The organism is Sphingomonas hengshuiensis (genome assembly GCF_000935025.1).
Taxonomy (GTDB): Bacteria; Pseudomonadota; Alphaproteobacteria; order Sphingomonadales; family Sphingomonadaceae; genus Sphingomonas; species Sphingomonas hengshuiensis.
The window spans coordinates 769,058-786,054 of sequence record NZ_CP010836.1 but is presented as its reverse complement, the minus strand read 5'-3'; the positions used below and the strand labels follow the sequence as shown (position 1 = coordinate 786,054).

At 67.8% G+C, this 16,997-nt stretch carries 15 protein-coding genes; 6 read left to right on the top strand and 9 right to left on the bottom strand.

Annotation, left to right across the window (positions count from 1 at the left end):
* The first annotated feature begins 93 nt into the window (after positions 1-93).
* From TS85_RS03685 to TS85_RS03660, 6 genes are all read left to right on the top strand, one after another.
* Positions 94-1,134 carry a substrate-binding domain-containing protein gene (locus TS85_RS03685; protein WP_077228420.1) on the top strand — a complete coding sequence of 347 codons (1,041 nt, stop codon included), beginning with the start codon at positions 94-96 and terminating at the stop codon, positions 1,132-1,134.
* 25 nt (positions 1,135-1,159) lie between these two features.
* Positions 1,160-1,918 (top strand): ATP-binding cassette domain-containing protein, encoded by a 759-nt coding sequence (locus TS85_RS03680; protein WP_044330491.1) that lies wholly within the window; start codon positions 1,160-1,162, stop codon positions 1,916-1,918.
* Complete coding sequence (locus TS85_RS03675; protein ID WP_052507711.1) at positions 1,915-2,928, top strand: ABC transporter permease; 1,014 nt, start codon at positions 1,915-1,917, stop codon at positions 2,926-2,928. Before TS85_RS03680 ends, TS85_RS03675 begins: the two co-directional genes overlap by 4 nt.
* 31 nt (positions 2,929-2,959) lie before the next feature.
* Positions 2,960-4,003 (top strand): isopenicillin N synthase family dioxygenase, encoded by a 1,044-nt coding sequence (locus tag TS85_RS03670; RefSeq protein ID WP_162184685.1) that lies wholly within the window; start codon positions 2,960-2,962, stop codon positions 4,001-4,003.
* A 209-nt stretch (positions 4,004-4,212) separates the two neighbouring features.
* Complete coding sequence (locus TS85_RS03665; protein WP_044330489.1) at positions 4,213-6,552, top strand: TonB-dependent siderophore receptor; 2,340 nt, start codon at positions 4,213-4,215, stop codon at positions 6,550-6,552.
* Between the two features lie 63 nt (positions 6,553-6,615).
* Positions 6,616-7,590: an isopenicillin N synthase family dioxygenase gene (locus tag TS85_RS03660; RefSeq protein WP_044330488.1), complete on the top strand. Its 975-nt coding sequence runs from the start codon at positions 6,616-6,618 to the stop codon at positions 7,588-7,590.
* Between the two features lie 40 nt (positions 7,591-7,630).
* Here the strand turns inward: TS85_RS03660 and guaD are convergent, their stop codons facing one another.
* The 9 genes from guaD to puuE are packed head-to-tail and all read right to left on the bottom strand — an operon-like array spanning position 7,631 to position 16,995.
* On the bottom strand, positions 7,631-8,911 hold the full coding sequence (guaD, locus tag TS85_RS03655; protein ID WP_044330487.1) for a guanine deaminase: 1,281 nt from the start codon (positions 8,909-8,911) through the stop codon (positions 7,631-7,633).
* Entirely contained in the window at positions 8,908-9,837 is a 930-nt protein-coding gene (gene xdhC, locus TS85_RS03650; protein WP_044330486.1) for a xanthine dehydrogenase accessory protein XdhC, read from the bottom strand. Before xdhC ends, guaD begins: the two co-directional genes overlap by 4 nt.
* A complete protein-coding gene (gene xdhB, locus TS85_RS03645) occupies positions 9,834-12,143 on the bottom strand; it encodes a xanthine dehydrogenase molybdopterin binding subunit (protein WP_044330485.1) in 2,310 nt (769 codons plus the stop codon). The genes xdhC and xdhB overlap by 4 nt, the downstream gene beginning before the upstream one ends.
* Positions 12,136-13,557, bottom strand: coding sequence for a xanthine dehydrogenase small subunit (gene xdhA, locus TS85_RS03640; RefSeq protein ID WP_044330483.1), 1,422 nt, complete (start codon positions 13,555-13,557; stop codon positions 12,136-12,138). The genes xdhB and xdhA overlap by 8 nt, the downstream gene beginning before the upstream one ends.
* Position 13,558: 1 nt before the next feature.
* Positions 13,559-13,888, bottom strand: coding sequence for a hydroxyisourate hydrolase (gene uraH / locus TS85_RS03635; protein ID WP_044335771.1), 330 nt, complete (start codon positions 13,886-13,888; stop codon positions 13,559-13,561).
* The gene (locus TS85_RS03630) at positions 13,885-15,276 is read right to left on the bottom strand and encodes an FAD/NAD(P)-binding protein (protein ID WP_044330480.1); all 1,392 of its coding nucleotides are present in this window, start codon (positions 15,274-15,276) and stop codon (positions 13,885-13,887) included. Before TS85_RS03630 ends, uraH begins: the two co-directional genes overlap by 4 nt.
* Entirely contained in the window at positions 15,273-15,752 is a 480-nt protein-coding gene (gene uraD / locus TS85_RS03625) for a 2-oxo-4-hydroxy-4-carboxy-5-ureidoimidazoline decarboxylase (protein ID WP_044330478.1), read from the bottom strand. Before uraD ends, TS85_RS03630 begins: the two co-directional genes overlap by 4 nt.
* Positions 15,749-16,129 carry an oxalurate catabolism protein HpxZ gene (hpxZ, locus tag TS85_RS03620; RefSeq protein WP_044330475.1) on the bottom strand — a complete coding sequence of 127 codons (381 nt, stop codon included), beginning with the start codon at positions 16,127-16,129 and terminating at the stop codon, positions 15,749-15,751. The genes uraD and hpxZ overlap by 4 nt, the downstream gene beginning before the upstream one ends.
* Complete coding sequence (puuE, locus tag TS85_RS03615; protein ID WP_044330473.1) at positions 16,126-16,995, bottom strand: allantoinase PuuE; 870 nt, start codon at positions 16,993-16,995, stop codon at positions 16,126-16,128. The genes hpxZ and puuE overlap by 4 nt, the downstream gene beginning before the upstream one ends.
* Positions 16,996-16,997: the final 2 nt, after the last annotated feature.

Genomic DNA, 16,997 nt, shown 5'->3' with positions numbered 1-16,997 from the left:
ACGCGCTACCCGAAAAATTGAACTGGATTTGATCATTTCGCACCTGCAACATGACATTCGGGCCGGAGTTCTGCCGGTGCGGGGGAGACGCAGGTGACCGTCGAGACTGGCAGGCGTGGCGTGTTGAGTGGCATCCCGATCGCGGGTGCGTTGCTCGCGCTGGCTGCCTGCAGCAAAAGCGGGTCGGGCAGTGAGACTGGCGGTAAGCTCGGCAGACAGCGCAGCGTTGCCTGGGCCGTGGGGACGCCGGGTTCGGATTTCGTCCTCGAAATTTCGCTGGGCGCCGCCGACGCGGCCGAGATGGTCGGGTGGAAATTCAATCGCATCCTCAACGCACAGCCTTCGCCCGACGCGCATATCAATGCGATCCGCCAGGCGATCACTGCCCGCTCGGACGTGATCCTCACCGTCGATTGGTATCAGGCGGTGATCGACGAGGTCGCCAAGGGCCAGAAGCAGGGCAGCCATTTCGCGATCGTCAATTCGGCGAACAATCCCGATACACTGGCGCCGCTCAACGTGCCGTTCGTCGGGCAGCAGCCACGCGACGCCGGGCGGATGATCGGCGAACGCATCGCTGCCACGCTCAAGGCCGGGGGCGTGACCAGCGGCTCGGTGCTGGTCGGCAACCCCTTTCCGGGATCGCTCAACGTCGAGGAGCGCATCCTCGGCGTGCGTGACGGACTGGGCAGCGGCGGGCTCAGGCTGGTGAGCTTTCCCGACGGTTCGGCGGCGGATGCGGCAACCGCGGTGGGACTGTACAAGGCCAAGATCCGGGAAGTCGGCGACGTCGTCGCGCATGCCGCGGCGGGCGGGGAAATGTCCGCGGTACCGCTCGCCAAGGCGCTGGCCGAACTCGGCGAAACGCCGGGCAGCATATTGGTGGTCGGCACCGTTTCGAGCCTCAAGGTTCTCAACCTCGTCAAGAGCGGCGTAATGCGCTTCGCGATCGACGAATGCCTGTATTATCAGGGTTTCTTCGCGGTGCTGCTCGCCTGGTCGATGATCGAGCGCGGCATGCCGGCGGTCAGCATGGCACCCGGCCATATCTGGGTCACGCCCGACAATGTCGAGGCGATGATTCAGAGCTATGAGACCCGCAAGAAGGCGGCGGCGGCATATGGCCTCTCATGACGTCGTGCCGATCCGGGGAGCGCCCATGAGCGTTCCGATCCTGGGCGTGCGGGGCCTGTCGAAGCATTTCGGCAAGGTCTCGGCACTCGAGGATGTGACGCTCGATCTGTTTGCGGGCGAAGTCACCGCGCTGCTCGGCGATAATGGCGCCGGCAAATCGACATTCGTGTCTTTGGTGTCGGGGGTGGCAAGCCCCAGCGTCGGCGAAATCCTCGTCGATGGCCGGTCGGTGCGTTTCGACTCCCCGGTCACCGCGCGCGACGCGGGGATCGCGACCGTGTTCCAGAATCTCTCGCTGGTCGAGGATCGCAGCATCGCCGAGAACCTCTTCCTCGGCTGCGAGCCGGTCCGCTTCGGCTTCATCCTCGATCGCCGCCGGATGGCGCGCGAGGCACAGGCAGTGCTCGACCGGCTCAAGGTCAACCTGCCGCCGGTGGGCACGGCGGTACGCTATCTCTCGGGCGGCCAGCGCCAGGCCGTGGCCGTCGCGCGCACCATCCTGCGCGGCAGCCGGATCGTGATCATGGACGAGCCGACCGCGGCGCTGGGCGTGCGCGAAACCGGCAAGGTCCTCGATCTGATCCGCCAGCTCCGCGCGGAGGGGACCGCCGTGCTGCTGGTCAGCCACAACATGGACAATGTCTTCGACGTTGCCGATCGCGCGGTGATCTTCCGCCTTGGTCGCAAGGTTGCCGACCTGCGGATCGCGGAGACCAGCAAGGCCGAGATCGTCGGGCTGGTGGTCGGCAGCGCCGATGCGCCGCGCCGGGGAGAAGCGGCATGACCGCCAGGCTATCGTCGCTGATCCCTCTCCTGCTCAACCGCCAGACTGCGATGCTGATCGTTGCGCTCGCGCTGTTCGCAGGATTTGCCGGCAACGCACCGCATTTCCTCGAGACGCAGACGCAATTCGAGATCCTGCGCATCGCCGCCTTCACCCTGCTGATCGGGCTGCCGCTGACCTGGCTGGTGATCGCCGGCGAAGTCGATCTGTCGATCGGATCGAATTACGGCCTGTGCAGCGTGCTGACTGGATTGGCGATCGTCGATTGGGGCTGGAATCCCTGGGCCGCGGCGCTTCTGGCGATGCTGCTCGGCGGCGCGATCGGGCTGTTCAACGGAGTGGCCGTGGTCAAGCTAAAGGTGCCGTCGTTCATCCTCACGATCGGCATGCTCAGCCTGTTGCGCGGGCTGGCGCTGGTGATCACGATGGGGCTGTCGATCGACATTCCCGCGGCGATCGAAAGCAGCTTCTTCTCGGCAGCCGGGGGCATGGCAGGACCGGTGCCGGTGCAGGTGCTGTGGGCATTGGGCGCGTTCATCGTCAGCGGGTTGGTGCTGCGCTACACCTTGTTCGGTGCGCGGCTCTACGCGACCGGCGGCAATGCCCGCGCCGCGCTTCAGATGGGCGTCAATCCGGGGCGCGTGAAGATCATCACCTTCGCCGTGCTCGGGCTCGCCTGCGGGCTGGCCGGTGCGCTCACCGCGGGCTGGCTGCGGATGGGTTCGCCCAATACCGGGGCGGGTGGCGAGCTTGCGATCATCGCCGCGGTGATCATCGGCGGCGCGGCGCTCAGCGGCGGCGTCGGCACCGCAACCGGCACGCTGATCGGCGCGATCATCGTGTCGATGCTCCAGACCGGGCTCGTCCTGCTCGGCGTCCAGGGCAATTGGGTCCAGGTCTATGTCGGCGTGCTGATCGTGCTTGCCGCCGGAGTCGAACCCTATCTGCGCCCCGATGGTGCCATCGCCGAATGGCTGCGCGGGCTCGACCGCGACGCGGAAGCCGCATGACCCGCGCGTCTCATCCCTTCAGGAGCGTATCATGACGCCGACCGCCGAACTGCGCTACGAACAGGCCGAGACTGTCGCGATCGAGGAAATCCCGATCATCGACTTCGCGCCGTTCCTTCACGGCGGGGCCGCGGATCGCGCCCGCGTGGCACAGTCGATCCGCGAAGCATGCCGCCGCATCGGCTTCTTCTACATCGTCAATCACGGCGTTCCCGAAAGCCTGCGCCAGGCGGTGCTTTCGGAAGCGCGCACCTTTTTCGCGCGGTCGCGCGCGGCCAAGATGGAAACGGCGCCGCTGCTCGACGGGCAATGGTGCGGCTACCTGCCCGGGCGCGGCGCGGCGGAGGGCACCCAGCCGGGCGGATCGCTGCTCCCCGGTGCGACCAAGGCCAAGGTCTCGGGCGGCTCGCTCGAACAGTTCAACATGATGCGCGTGCGCGACGCCGACGACGTCAATTACGACGCCCGCGACCCGATCTACCAGCGCAACCGCTGGCCTGCCGACGCGCCGGGCTTTGTCGAGACGATGATCGTCAACCAGCGCGCGCTGCGCAGCCTGGGGACCTCGCTGATGCAGGCGTTCGCGCTCGCGCTCGGGCTCGACGAGGGTTTCTTCGTCGGCATGCACCGGAGCCCCCTCGCCACCTTCGGGCTCAATTTCTATCCCGCGCCGGTGGCGGGGCAGCCCTCCGCCGATGTCGGGGTCGGGGCGCATTGCGACGCCTCGTCGTTCACCGTGCTGCTTCAGGACGATGTCGGCGGACTGGAGGTGCGCGATTCGGGCGGGCGCTGGATCTCGGCGCCCCATGTGCCGGGCGCCTATGTCATCAACATCGGCGACACGATGATGGGATGGACCAACGGCGAGTTCGTCTCGACGCTCCACCGCGTCGTCAGCCGCAAGCCCGTCGATCGCTTCTCGGCAACGATGTTCATGAATCCGGATCGGGAGGTTGTGGTGCGCCCCATCGACCGGTTCGTTACGAAGGAAAACCCTGCGCGGTACGAACCCTTCTCGAACGACGAGTATATGCGCCGGTTCTTCGGCAAGTTCTACGACACGATGTTCAAGTAAAGCGTAGCAGTAAACGAAACGGGGAACGGCGATTTTGGTGGCCACGACCCTGTATCGAGTCCCAACAATGCGATTTGTCGAATGAATACCTCAGGGAGAGGGCCGGCATCGGGCCTGGGCAGCCGCAACTAATTCAGGGATGCAAAAAAATGAGGGTCGAGACACTGCAGCGCGGCGCCGGGTGCGCCGCGATCGCTACCGCTTTGCTTATGGCAATGCCGGCATCCGCGCAGAGCGCGGGCGCCGATGCGCGCGCGGACGAAAGCGCTCCGTCGGGGGCCGAGCAACCCGAACAGGGCATATTGGTGGTGACCGGCCGCCGCAGTAAATCGGCGATACTGCCAACCGAGACCGATGCCTTCGGGCTGGGCCAGAGCCAGGTCGAGACCCCGCGCTCGACCTCCACCGTCTCGCTGGCGATGATCGACCAGTATAGCCTGACGACGGTACGCGATCTGATCGCGGTCACCCCCGGCGTGTTTACCGCCAGCTTCTATGGCGTGGACGGGACGGTGAACGTCCGCGGCGAATATGCCGACAATTTCTTCCGCGACTTCAAGCGTGTGGAGAACCAGGGCACCTATGTCACGCCGATCGAATCCGCGCTCGGGCTGGAGATCGTGCGCGGCATCGCATCGCCCGCTTATGGCACCGGGCGCGCGGGCGGCTATGTCAATTTCAGCCCGCGTTCGGATCGCGCGACGCGCTTCATGAACGGCCAGGAGGCATCGGGCGAAGTCGTCGGCTCGATCGGCACCTATGGCTATTATCGCGCCTCGGGCGAATATGGCGCGCCGCTCAAGATCGGCGGTTATAGTGCCGGGATCGACCTCTATGTCGAGCGCGTCCAGGCTTCGCGCTATTTCTACGGCATCGAACCCGAACATACGCTGGGCCAGATCGGCTTCGCGTCGGAATTGCCCGGCGGCTGGGAAATCGCGATCGGCGCGCAATATTACAAAGCCAGCGGCATGCAGGGCTCGACCGGCGTCAATCGCCTGACCCAGGATCTGGTCGATAACGGGAACTACATCTCGGGCTCGCCGATCGCCCAGATCGTCTCGCCCGGCGCAAACTATATCACGCCGGCGGATATCGTCCGGGTCGGCGGCGTCACCAAATATTACGGCGCGGTCAACAATTACAGCAAGCTCGATCCGGCGACGATCAAGACCGTCAAGCTCGACCGGCGCACCGTCTACACTTCGGACTATGATTTCGGCGATGCCGAGACGACGACCGCCTATGTCGATCTCTCGCACGATGTCGGTCCCGGCAAGCTCAAGATCCAGGGCTTTATCGACGACCTGAACGCCGACAGCTATAACGGCTATGGTTTCGCCAAGCGGCTGCGCGACCAGGCGATCGAAGGGCGGGTCTCGCTTACCGGCAAGATCACGCCGGCGCCCTGGTTCAACGCCAATTACGTCGCGGGCGCCACTTATCGGCACTACACCGCAACCGAAGGCTATGTCTTCGCGCGCGGCTATCTGGTGCTCGACCGGCAGGATCTGAGCGTCGGCGCGACGCCCGATTCGATCTTCAATCCGCTCTATGTCAGCGGCGAAGCATGGGACCAGGCATATCACTCGACCGTCGAAGACATGGGCGTGTTCTTCAACGCCGATGTCTCGCTATTCGGCGGGCTGAAGATCACCGGCGGCGCGCGCTACGATGATTATCAGGTCCGCTCGATCAACACCGGGCTGCTCGATTATTCGGTGCCGCTCAACATCAGCTACAGCAACAACAAGGATGCGGTCAGCTGGTCGGGTAGCGTCAGCTACATCCTGCCGTTCGGAGTCGTCCCTTATGTCACGCGCGGGCGCTCCTATGCGCTGGAGACCACGCAGGGCGGCGCGGTTACGCCGGGCAATGTCCGCAATGGTACCTTCCTGTCGCCGACCGACCTGACCGAAGCCGGCATCAAGGGCAGCTTCTTCGGCGACAAATTGTTCGTTGGACTGTCGGCCTATCGCCAGAAGCGCGTCCAGTCCGAATTGCTCAGCGGCAATTTCGTCGGCGCGAAGACCGAAGGACTCGAAGGCGAACTCCGTTGGGCGGTCGACCGCCATTTCGGCCTGTCGGCCGTCGCCACCAAACAGAAGACGAAGATCGCCGGGGGGTCTTTTCTGGTCGTGACCCCGGCCAATTTCGGGCTGGCCAACACCGATGGCTGGGGCCTGATCTACCAGGCCTCGACCGCAGGCTTTCCGGGCCTGTCGACCGGTTATACCGACCGGACGCAGCCTGAATATGTGTTCGGGTTGTTCGGCAATTACGAAGTCGGCAACGGCATGGGCGCGACGCTCGGCGGCAATTGGGTCGACGAGACCAGCGGCCATCTTCCCGGCGCGGTCGTGTTCCCGAGCTACTTCCTGCTGCGCGGATCGGTCCATTACGACGTCGGCAAGCTGCGCTTCGCAGTCAACGTCAACAACATCCTCGACCAGAGATACTACATCCCGCAGCGCAGCACCGAGACCGAGGGGTCGGCCATGCCGGGCGAAGGCCGGACCGCGATCTTCAAGGTCACTGCGCGCTTTTGAGACCGGCGGCGGCGGGGCCGCGCGGGCCCCGCCGCACAATATATGTTTTAGAGAGGGAGCGGGATGACCGCCACGGCGTCTGTTGCACTCGAATCGCTTCCGGTTATCGATCTGTCCCCGCTGGGCGAAGGGCCGGAGGGGCTCGCGCATGTCGCGGCGGAGATCGGGCGGGCGTGCCGCACGATCGGGTTCTTCTATATCCGCGACCACGGCATTTCGCACGCGATGCTGGAGGACATCTACGCGCGCTCGGCGGCATTCTTCGCGCTGCCGCTCGCCCAGAAGAGCGCGCTGACGATCGCCAATTCGATGAACAATCGCGGCTATGCCGGAATGGAATCCGAAAGCCTCGATCCCAGCAAGCTTTCCGACGCCAAAGAGGCATTCAACATCGGGCGCGACCCGGAGCCGGGCGAAGTCACCGATCCGGCGATGCCGTCGGTCGGGCGCAACCAATGGCCCGATCTGCCGGGCTTCCGCGCCGCGATGCTCGGCTATTACGGAGCGATGCGGCGCCTGTCGGAGCGCATCCATACCGCCTTCGCGCTCGATCTCGGGCTGCCGCCCGGCTTTTTCGCCGACAAGGTCGATCGTCCGCTCGCGACGCTGCGGCTGCTGCGCTATCCGCCGCATCCCGGCATATTCGACGGCAGCCGCTATGGCGCCGGGGCGCACACCGATTATGGAAATCTGACGCTGTTGTCGCAGGACGCGGTCGGCGGGCTCGAAGTGCGCACCCGCGCCGGCCAATGGGTCTCCGCACCGCCGATCCCGGACACCTATGTGTGCAACATCGGCGATTGCCTGATGCGGTGGAGCAACGACGTCTATGTCTCGACGCCGCACCGCGTCGCCAACATCAGCGGACGCGAGCGTTATTCGGTCGCGTTCTTCTTCGATCCCAATCCCGATGCAGTCATCGAATGCCTGCCGACCTGCCAGAGCCCCGATCGCCCGGCGCGCTATCCGCCGGTGACCACGGCGCAATATCTGACCGAGCGGCTCGACGCGACGTACGCGTTCCGCAAAGACCGTTGAGCCGGTCCCATCGGCACCGCGAGGACCCGCGCGGCCCGGTTCAGTCCCTGCGGTGTGCGAGCCGACCGCGCAGATAGACCGCGCCGATCGCACGATCGTCGCCGAGCATCTGAAGTGCGAACAGCCGGTCGTGAAGGTCGGCCCCTGCGGTGCGCCGCGCGAGCAGCGGGGTGGACGCGCAATCGAGCACGACGAAATCCGCCTCCTGTCCGGACAGCAATCCGCCGACCCGCTGGGCGATCCCCATCACCGCCGCCCCGCCCGCAGTGGCGAGGTGGAGCGCGCGGAACGGATCGAGGCTGCACCCGCGCAACTGGCACACCTTATACGCCTCGCCGAGGGTGTGGAGCACGCTGAAGCTGGTTCCCGCGCCGATGTCGGTGCCGATTCCGACTGCGATTCCATGGCGGTGGGCGCCGGCCAGATCGAACAGCCCCGAGCCGAGGAACAGGTTGCTTGTCGGGCAGAATGCGATCCCCGCCCCCGCCTGCGCCATCCGTCCCAGCGCCCGCGCGTCGATATGGATGCAATGCGCGAACACCGAGCGCGGACCGACCAGCCCGAAGCGGTCATAGACGTCGAGATAATCCTGCGCCTGGCCGAAACGTCCGGCCACTGCGGCGATTTCGCCGGGATTCTCGGAGAGATGCGTGTGCATCAGCGCGTCGGGATGCGCGGCGAGCAGTTCGCCCGCGCCGGTCAGTTGCGCGTCGGACGAGGTCAGCGCGAAGCGTGGCGTCACCGCATAGCCAAGCCGCCCGCGCCCGCGCCATCGCGCGATCAGCGCCTCGCTCTCCGCGCGGCCCTGTTCGGGCGTGTCGGACAGGCCCGGCGGGCCGAGGTCCATCAACACCTTGCCCGAGATAATCCGCATGTCGCGCGCCAGCGCCGCATCGAACAATGCGTCGACCGACGCGGCATGGACGGTCGCGAACACCAGCGCGCTGGTGGTGCCGTTGCGCAGCAATTCGTCGAGGAAGAAGGCCGCGACGCCATCGGCGTGCGCGCGATCGGCGAACGCCTGTTCGGCGGGAAAGATGTGCCGATCGAGCCATTCGAGCAGTTGTTCGCCATGCGACGCGATGCGATCGGTCTGCGGATAATGGACATGCGCATCGACGAAACCGGGGACGATCAGCCCGGACAGCGCCTCGACCGGCACCGTGGCGAAGGCGTTGGCAAGCTCGGCATGCGATCCGCACGCGACGACCAGCCCGTCCTCGACCACGAGCAGCCCATCGGCGAAATGCCGGATCGCCTCCGGCCCCGCACGGGCGGGATCGTCGGGAACGCTGAGAATTTCGCCGCGAAACGCCTTCATGCGGCACTATCCAGCGCGAGCAACTGCGCGATCACGGATATCGCGATCACGTCGGGGCGCTTGTCGACGATGCCGGGCAACCCGATCGGGCAGGTAAGCCGCGCGGTATCGACTCCCTCGGCAGCGAGCCGCGAGAGGAAGCGCGCACGCTTGGTCTGCGACCCGATCAGCCCGACAAATCCGGCCTGCGAGCGCAGCGCGGCGGCGGCGAGCCGATAGTCGAGGCCATGATCGTGCGTGAAGATCAGCACCGCCGCGCCCGGCGCGGCATCGCCCGCGCACGCGACCAGCGCCGCTTCGTCCTGCACCGACACGCCGGGAAAGCCGCGATTGTCGCGGGTATCGAACCAGGCAAGCCTGAAGGGCAGCCGCGGTAACCGCTGCGCGATCGCCACGCCGACATGCCCCGCGCCGAACATCATCAGCGGCCGGTGCGCGCCGTGATCGCCCGGCTCGACGAAAGCGGTGCCCTCGCCCGGCCTGGGCCCGCGCGGCGGCGCCGGCGGCTCGACGCCCGCCCCAGCTTCGGCAGCGGTGCGCAGGATCGGCGCCGCATCGCCTCCGAAACGCGCGACCACCGGCTCGCCGCGCCCGAGAGCTTCGGCCCAGTCCCATTGCGCAGGATCGGCTTCGACATGCTCGACCAGCAACCGCACCTGCCCGCCACAGCATTGCCCGAGCAACGGCCCGAGCGGCCAATCCTGCACGCGCCACGTGCCCGGCGGCTGCGCCAGGATCGCGCGCGCCTGCTCGGTCGCGCGCAGTTCGAGCGCGCCGCCGCCGATCGTGCCCGCGGCATCGCCCGCAGTGACGGCCATCCGCGTGCCTGCCCCGCGCGGCGACGAGCCTTCGGTCGACAGGATCGTGACGAGCGCCACCGGCTCGCGCCCGCGCACCGCGCGCAACGCCTCCAGCCACTCGGTCATCGCGCGCGGAGGTCGCGCAGCGCGGCAAGGACGCGCTCGGGGGTGGCGGGGGCGTCGAGCGTCGGCATCCCCTTGCCCGGCACCGCGGCGGCGACTGCGGCGGTCAGCGCGCTGAACACCGAGAGGGCGAGCATGAAGGGAGGCTCGCCAACGGCCTTCGATCGATGGATGGTCGGCGCGGCGTTGTGCCCGCGCTCCCATATCTCGACCTGCATGTGGCGCGGGCGATCGTTGGCGGTCGGGATCTTGTAGGTCGACGGCGCATGGGTGCGCAGCCGCCCGCAATCATCATAGACCAGCTCCTCGGTCGTGAGCCAGCCCATACCCTGGATGAACCCGCCCTCGATCTGGCCAAGGTCTATCGCGGGGTTCAGCGAGCGACCGACATCGTGGAGGATGTCGACCGCCAGCACACGGTGCTCGCCGGTAAGCGTATCGATCGCGACTTCGCTGAGCGCGGCGCCATAGGCGAAGTAGAGGAACGGGCGTCCGGTGTGGGTGGCGCGGTCATAATGGATGTCGGGGGTGGCGTAGAAGCCCGTCGACGCCAGCGAGACGCGCCCCAAATGCGCCATCCGGCACAGGCTGGCGAACGCCACCACGTCGCCGCCCGCGATCACGCCGCCGCGCGTGAAGCGCACGTCCGCCGCAGCGACGCCGAACCTGCCCGCGGCGAAAGCGGCGAGGCGGTCGCGGATCGTATTCGCGGCGTTGTACGCAGCCATGCCGTTGAGGTCCGCGCCCGAGGAGGCGGCGGTGGCCGAGGTGTTGGGCACCTTGTCGGTGCGCGTCGCCGAGACCTTCACGACGTCGACCGGCACGGCGAACACGTCGGCGACGATCTGCGCGATCTTGGTGTGGAGCCCCTGCCCCATCTCGGTGCCGCCATGGTTGAGATGGATCGAGCCGTCGGCGTAGACGAGCACCAGCGCCCCGGCCTGGTTGAGATGCGTGGTGGTGAAGCTGATCCCGAACTTCACCGGAGTCAGCGCCAGCCCCTTCTTGACCACCGGGCTGGCGGCATTGAACGCTGCGACATCGGCACGGCGGCGGTCATAGCCGGCACGGTCGGCGAGCGCCCCGACAAGCTCGGGCGCGACATTGTCCTCGACCCGCATGTGATAGGGCGTAGTGTCGCGGCCCGGACCATAGAAATTGGCCCGGCGCACCGCGAGCGGATCGTGCCCCAGATGCGCGGCGATCGCGTCCATCACGCGCTCGATTCCCAGCATCCCCTGCGGCCCGCCAAAGCCGCGGAACGCGGTGTTCGAGACGGTGTGCGTCTTCAGCCGGCGGCTGACGATCTCGACCGCGGGCAGGAAATAGCAATTGTCCGAATGGAACATCGCGCGGTCGTTGATCGCGGGCGACAGATCGGCGGTGGCGCCGCAGCGCGAGGCGAGGTCGAGGCGGATGCCCTCGATCCGGCCCGCATCGTCGAACCCCACGTCATAGCGAATTTCGAATTCGTGGCGCTTGCCGGTAGCGACCATGTCGTCGTCGCGAGCCGCGCGGAACTTCGCCGCGCGCCCGGTGGTGGCGGCGACCAGCGCGGCGGCGGCGGCGAAGGCGGCGGCCTGGGTCTCCTTGCCGCCGAACGCACCGCCCATCCGCCGGACCTCGACGGTGATGTCGGCGTGCGCGCGCCCGAGCATCTTCGCGACCAGGTGCTGGATCTCGCTGGGGTGCTGCGTCGAACTGAGGATGTGGATCTCCCCCTGCTCGCCCGGGGTGGCGAGCGCCGCCTGTCCCTCCAGGTAGAAATGCTCCTGCCCGCCCATCTCGACCCGGCCCGCGATGCGGTGCGCCGCAGCGAACAGCGCGGCATCGGCGTCGCCGCGGCGCATGACCTGGGTCGGCTCGATCAGCGAATTGGCGGCGATCGCATCGGCGATGGTCACGAGCGCGGGCAGCGGCTCGATCACCGCCCGGCCCAGGCGCGCGGCGGCGCGGGCGGCGCGCGTGCTGGTTGCGGCGACCAGGAACAGCGGTTGGCCGGGATAGAGTATTTCGGCCTCGGCGAGCAGTCGGTCGTCGCCCGCCACCGGGCTGACGTCATTGTCGCCGGGAATATCGGCGGCGGTATAGACCGCGACCACGCCGGGCGCCGCGCGCACCGCGTCGAGATCGAGCGCGACCAGCCGGCCATGGCCATCGGTCGCGTGGCCGAAGGCGCAGTGGAGCAGCCCCGGCGGCTCGGGCAGGTCGTCGACATAGAGCGCCGTGCCCGCGACATGGAGGTCGGCGCTGTCGTGCGGCAGCGAGCGGTGGACCGCGCCGGGCGGCATCGGATCGCCCTCAGACATGCGCGAGCGCCGGGATGTCGGCCTGCTCGTGCCACAGCCGGCGCAACAGATTGCCCGCGGCGGCGAGGCGATACTCGGCGGACCCGCGCAGATCGTCGAGCGGCGCGAAATCGTCGCGCAGCGCCTCTGCCGCAGCGTCGAGGGTCTGCGCGCTCCAGGGTTGGCCGCTGAGCGCCGCCTCGCACGCCGGCGCGCGCGACGGAATGCCCGCCATCCCGCCGAACGCCACGCGCGCCGCGCCGATCCTGCCATCCGCGATCGGCAGCAGGAACGCGGCGCACAGGCTGGAGATGTCGCTGTCGAACCGCTTCGACAGTTTGACGATGCGCAGCAGCGCGCCGGGCGGGGGCTGCGGGATATGGATGCGCTCCACCCATTCGCCGGGCACGCGATCCTGCCTGCCATAGGCGAGGAAGAAATCCGCGAGCGGCAGCGTGCGGCGCGCGTCGCCGTGGCGCAACGTCAGCGTGGCACCGAGCGCGATGAGTGCGGGTGGCATGTCGCCGATCGGGGAGCCGTTGGCGATGTTGCCGCCGATCGTCCCGGCGTTGCGGACCTGGAGCCCGCCGATCCGCCGCACCAGCTCGCCCAGATCGGGGTGAAGCCGCGCCAGCGCCGCACGCGCCTCGCTATAGCGGACATTGGCGCCCAGCGTGATGCCGTCGGGCGTCTCGTCGATGATCTTCAGGTCCGCGACGTCGCCGACGAAGACGAGGCTGTCGATCTCGCGCAGCTGCTTCGTGACCCACAGCCCGACATCGGTGGCACCCGCGACGATCCGCGCCGCCGGATTGTCGGCGACGAAGGCGGACAGCTCGTCCGAGGTGCGCGGGACGAACGCCGTGCGTCCGGGGTGGCGCAACGTCAGCGGCGCGTCGCGCTGGAGCCCCCTCAGCGCGACGACGAGCGCCGGGTCCGCCGCGGGGGCCGCGGGCGGGTGCGCCTCCCCGACCGCGAGGATCGGTCCATAGCCCGTGCAGCGGCACAGATTGCCCGCGAGCACGTCGCCCACCGGCAGGTCCTCAGTCCCCTCGGCGGCGATGCTGCGCGCATAGAGCGACATCACGAAGCCCGGCGTGCAGAAGCCGCATTGCGAGCCATAGCCATCCGCCAGCGCCCGCTGGATCGGGTGGAGCGCGCCGCCTTTCGAAAGGCTCTCCACGGTGATCAGCGCCTTGCCGTCGAGCATCGGCAGGAACAGGATGCACGCATTGACTGCACGCCAGCGCACGGTGTCGCCGTGCAGGCTGCCCAGCGCAACGGTGCATGCCCCGCAATCGCCCTCGGCACAGCCTTCCTTGGTGCCGGTGCGCCGCATCCGATAGCGCAACAGGTCGAGCAGCGTGCCGGTGGGGTCGGGCGCCTCGATCGCGATCACTTCGCCGTCGAGCAGGAAGCGGATGGCATTGTCCATCTCAGCTGCCCCGATAGGTCGAATAGCCGAACGGCGAAACGAGCAGCGGCACATGATAATGCCCGTTCCCGGCGATCCCGAAGTCGATCCCGACGCGGTCAAGGAACGGCGGCTCGGGTAGCGCCACCCCCGCCGCGCGGAAATAGTCTGCGACGGCGAATTCGAGCCGGTACGCGCCGGGCGGAGCCGCGACGTCGCGCAGGCCGGCGCAGCGGCCATCGGCATCGGTCACGCCTTCGAACAGCAGCGCATCGCCCCTTTGCAGCCGCAGCGCGACGCCCGCCGCGGGGCGGCCATGCGTGGTGTCGAGGACATGGGTGCTAAGCGTCATGCGGGCGGCCATTCCACAGTGAATTCGGGTTCGGCGAAGGCGTGGAAATCCGCGAGGATCTCGGCTTTGTCGTCGAGGAAAAGCTGGTCGGCGACTCCGCCCACCAGCCGGGGCAGCGCGTGCTTCAATCCCGAGATCGCCGAGGCCGACAACCCCAGGCTGATCAAGGCCGAATAGTTGAACGCGAACAGCCCATGGAGCGACGGATCGGCGGGATCGCGCGGCAGCAGCTCGAAGCCTGGGCCCAGATAGGGGTGCGCGTCGAGCAGCGGATGCGGCTCGGGCGCGCGATACCGGTCGGCCCAGCGGGCGATCCTGTCCTGCACCAGCGCGAGTTCCGGGCGCAGCGCCGGATCGGTGACGAGCCCGGTCGAGAGCACGAGGAAGTCATAGTCGAACGTCCCGTGCGGCGTCGTGACGCGCACCGCGCTGCCGGTCTCCTCGACCGACAGCCACGGGCTGCCGAGGTGCAGATCGAAACCCGGAAACGCTGCCGCTGCCTCGAACATGTCGACCGTGGGCGGCTGGTTATGGCGGAAAAAGGCCGCCATCAGCGCATATTTCGCGGCATCGTCGAGCACCGGATAGCGCGGGATGATTCCGGCGCGCTCCATGAAGCGGATGGGGTTGATCCGCGGCAGTTCCGCGCGACGCATGAAGACGTGCGCCGCCGCAACCCCCGCCGACAGCGCGGCATGCGCATTGTCGAACGCCGAGGCGCCGCCGCCCAATATCGCAATGCGCTTGTCCGCCAGCGCGGCATAATCGATCGCGTCGGCAGTATGGGCGTAGCGGTGGCGCCCGAGCGCCTCGGCGACCATCGGCGGCGTGTGCCAGTGTCCGCCGCCCTGAATTCCGGTGGCCAGGACCACCTTGCGCGCGAGCAAAGTCTCCCCCCCGGCCAAATGCAGCCGATGCCCCCCCTCGATCGGCTCGACCAGCGTCACCCGCGCATCGTTGCGCACGGGCAGTCGCAGCACCGCGCGATACCAGCGCAGATACGCCATCCATTCGCGCCGCGGGATCTTGCCCAGCGCCTCCCAGCCCGCAGCCCCGTGCTGCGCTTCCCACCAGGCGCGGAAGCTGAGCGAGGCCACCCCCATCTCGATCGAGCCGAGATGCTTGGGAGTGCGCAGCGTCGCCATGCGCGCATAGGTGTCCCACGGGCCCTCATAGCCGGCAGGATTCTCGTCGAGCACCACCAGATTGGCGATGCGCTCGCGCAGCAGCCCGAATGCCGCACCCAGCCCCGATTGCCCGCCGCCGACGATCGCGACGTCGACCATCGGGGCCCCGGCCTGCCGGCGCGGCGCCAGCCAGTCGGCCTCGCCGAAACCGAGGCAGTCGAGGTCGTGCGCAACCCGCGCCCCCAGGTCCGTCAGGCTCACGCCACCGCTTCCAGCCGGAGCCGGACGATCTCGCCAATCTGTTCCAGCGCGTTGGCGATCTCGGTCGCGCGGTCGTTGCCCAGCCGCTGCTCCATCGCCGCGAGTATCCCCGCCTTGTCGGTCAACCGCACGCAGATGATGAAGGGGAAGCCGAACTTTGCGACATAGGCGGTGTTGAGCGCGTGGAAGCGATCGAACTCCGCCTGCGTCAACCGGTCGAGCCCGGCGCTCGCCTGCTCGGCCGCCGAAGCCGCGGTCAGGGTGCCGTCGACTGCGGCCTTGCCGGCAAGCTCGGGATGCGCGCGGATCAGCGCCAGCTGCTCGGCAGGCGTCGCGTCATGAACTACCTGCATCAGCCCGGCATGGAGGTCGGCCAGCGGCAGCCGCGCGGCGGCGCGTTCCACCACCCAGGGGCTATGCTCGAACAGCGCGGCATGGCGCGCGACAAAGGCATCGCGGTCGGCGGTCGCAGTCACGAACTGGTGCCTTCCAGCGAGACATGCGCCGCGACGACCTTCCAGCCATCGGCGAAGCGCACCCAGTTCTGGCTCTGGCGACCGCGGCGCTCCGATCCCTCGCGGAAAAACTCGGCATTGGCGGTGGCGAGGTCGGGCCCATAGGTGGTGATCGCGACGCGACCCAGCCGGCGCTGGGGCGATCCGCCGCGCCCCTTTCGGAATTCGCGGATCTCGTCGATGCCGTACAGCACCTCGCCCACGCCATAGCGCACCGTGGTCGGCGCATCGTGGAACAGCCGGTCCATCGCCGGGATGTCGTCCGCCATCAGCGCGCGCTCATATTCGTGGAAAGCGGCGGTGACTTCGGCGAGTGCCTGCGGGTCGTCGATGGTCATTGCGGATGCACCTCCTGCCAATGGCGCGCGATATCGATGCGCCGCGCGATCCAGGCGTCGCCGCTCTGGAGCACATGGTCGACGAAGCGGGCGACGGCGATCGCGCGTCCGGGACGTCCGGCGATGCGGCCATGGAGACCGACCGACATCATCCGCCCGCCCTCTTCGCGCAGCTGCTCGAAGCTGTCGACAAGGTAGCGGAAGAACTGCGCCCCCTCCGTAAAGCCGTTGAGCGCGACCATCTTCATGTCGTTGGCGTCGAGGCTGTAGGGCACGATCAGCTGCCCGCCCGCATAATAAGGCAGGTCGTCGGCATAACTGTCCGCGTCATAGACGAAGCCACCCTCCTCGGCGATCAGCCGCGCGGTATTGGGCGAGGTCCGCCCCTGATACCAGCCGAGCGGGCGCTCGCCGGTCAGCCGCGCATGGAGTTCGATCGCGCGCGCGATATGCTCGCGCTCCACGGCTTCGGGGACGGTCTGATAGTCGATCCAGCGATAGCCATGGCTGGCGACTTCCCATCCGGCGGCGAGCATGGCGTCCACCGCCGCGGGGTTCGCCGCCATCGCCGCGGCGACACCGAACACCGTCACCGGAACGCCGCGCCCGGTGAACAGCCGGTGCAGCCGCCAGAAGCCGGCGCGGCTGCCATATTCGTAGAGGCTCTCCATCGCCATCGCGCGCGCGGGATGGCTCGCCGCGCCGACCATGTCAGAGAGGAACGCCTCGCTGCGTTCGTCGCCGTTGAGGACGCTATTCTCGGCGCCTTCCTCATAGTTGATCACGAAATTGACCGCCACGCGCGCGCCATCGGGCCAGCGCGGATCAGGGGGCGTGGCGCCATAGCCGATAAGGTCGCGGCTCATCC

What these genes read in the sequence shown, in the direction of transcription:
- hpxZ (WP_044330475.1), bottom strand. Translation starts at nt 16,129, where the DNA reads ATGACCATCGACGACCCGCAGGCACTCGCCGAAGTCACCGCCGCTTTC.
- TS85_RS03675 (WP_052507711.1), top strand. Translation starts at nt 1,915, where the DNA reads ATGACCGCCAGGCTATCGTCGCTGATCCCTCTCCTGCTCAACCGCCAG.
- TS85_RS03665 (WP_044330489.1), top strand. Translation starts at nt 4,213, where the DNA reads ATGGCAATGCCGGCATCCGCGCAGAGCGCGGGCGCCGATGCGCGCGCG.
- xdhA (WP_044330483.1), bottom strand. Translation starts at nt 13,557, where the DNA reads ATGGACAATGCCATCCGCTTCCTGCTCGACGGCGAAGTGATCGCGATC.
- uraH (WP_044335771.1), bottom strand. Translation starts at nt 13,888, where the DNA reads ATGACGCTTAGCACCCATGTCCTCGACACCACGCATGGCCGCCCCGCG.
- puuE (WP_044330473.1), bottom strand. Translation starts at nt 16,995, where the DNA reads ATGAGCCGCGACCTTATCGGCTATGGCGCCACGCCCCCTGATCCGCGC.
- xdhC (WP_044330486.1), bottom strand. Translation starts at nt 9,837, where the DNA reads ATGACCGAGTGGCTGGAGGCGTTGCGCGCGGTGCGCGGGCGCGAGCCG.
- TS85_RS03680 (WP_044330491.1), top strand. Translation starts at nt 1,160, where the DNA reads ATGAGCGTTCCGATCCTGGGCGTGCGGGGCCTGTCGAAGCATTTCGGC.
- guaD (WP_044330487.1), bottom strand. Translation starts at nt 8,911, where the DNA reads ATGAAGGCGTTTCGCGGCGAAATTCTCAGCGTTCCCGACGATCCCGCC.
- TS85_RS03660 (WP_044330488.1), top strand. Translation starts at nt 6,616, where the DNA reads ATGACCGCCACGGCGTCTGTTGCACTCGAATCGCTTCCGGTTATCGAT.
- xdhB (WP_044330485.1), bottom strand. Translation starts at nt 12,143, where the DNA reads ATGTCTGAGGGCGATCCGATGCCGCCCGGCGCGGTCCACCGCTCGCTG.
- TS85_RS03670 (WP_162184685.1), top strand. Translation starts at nt 2,960, where the DNA reads ATGACGCCGACCGCCGAACTGCGCTACGAACAGGCCGAGACTGTCGCG.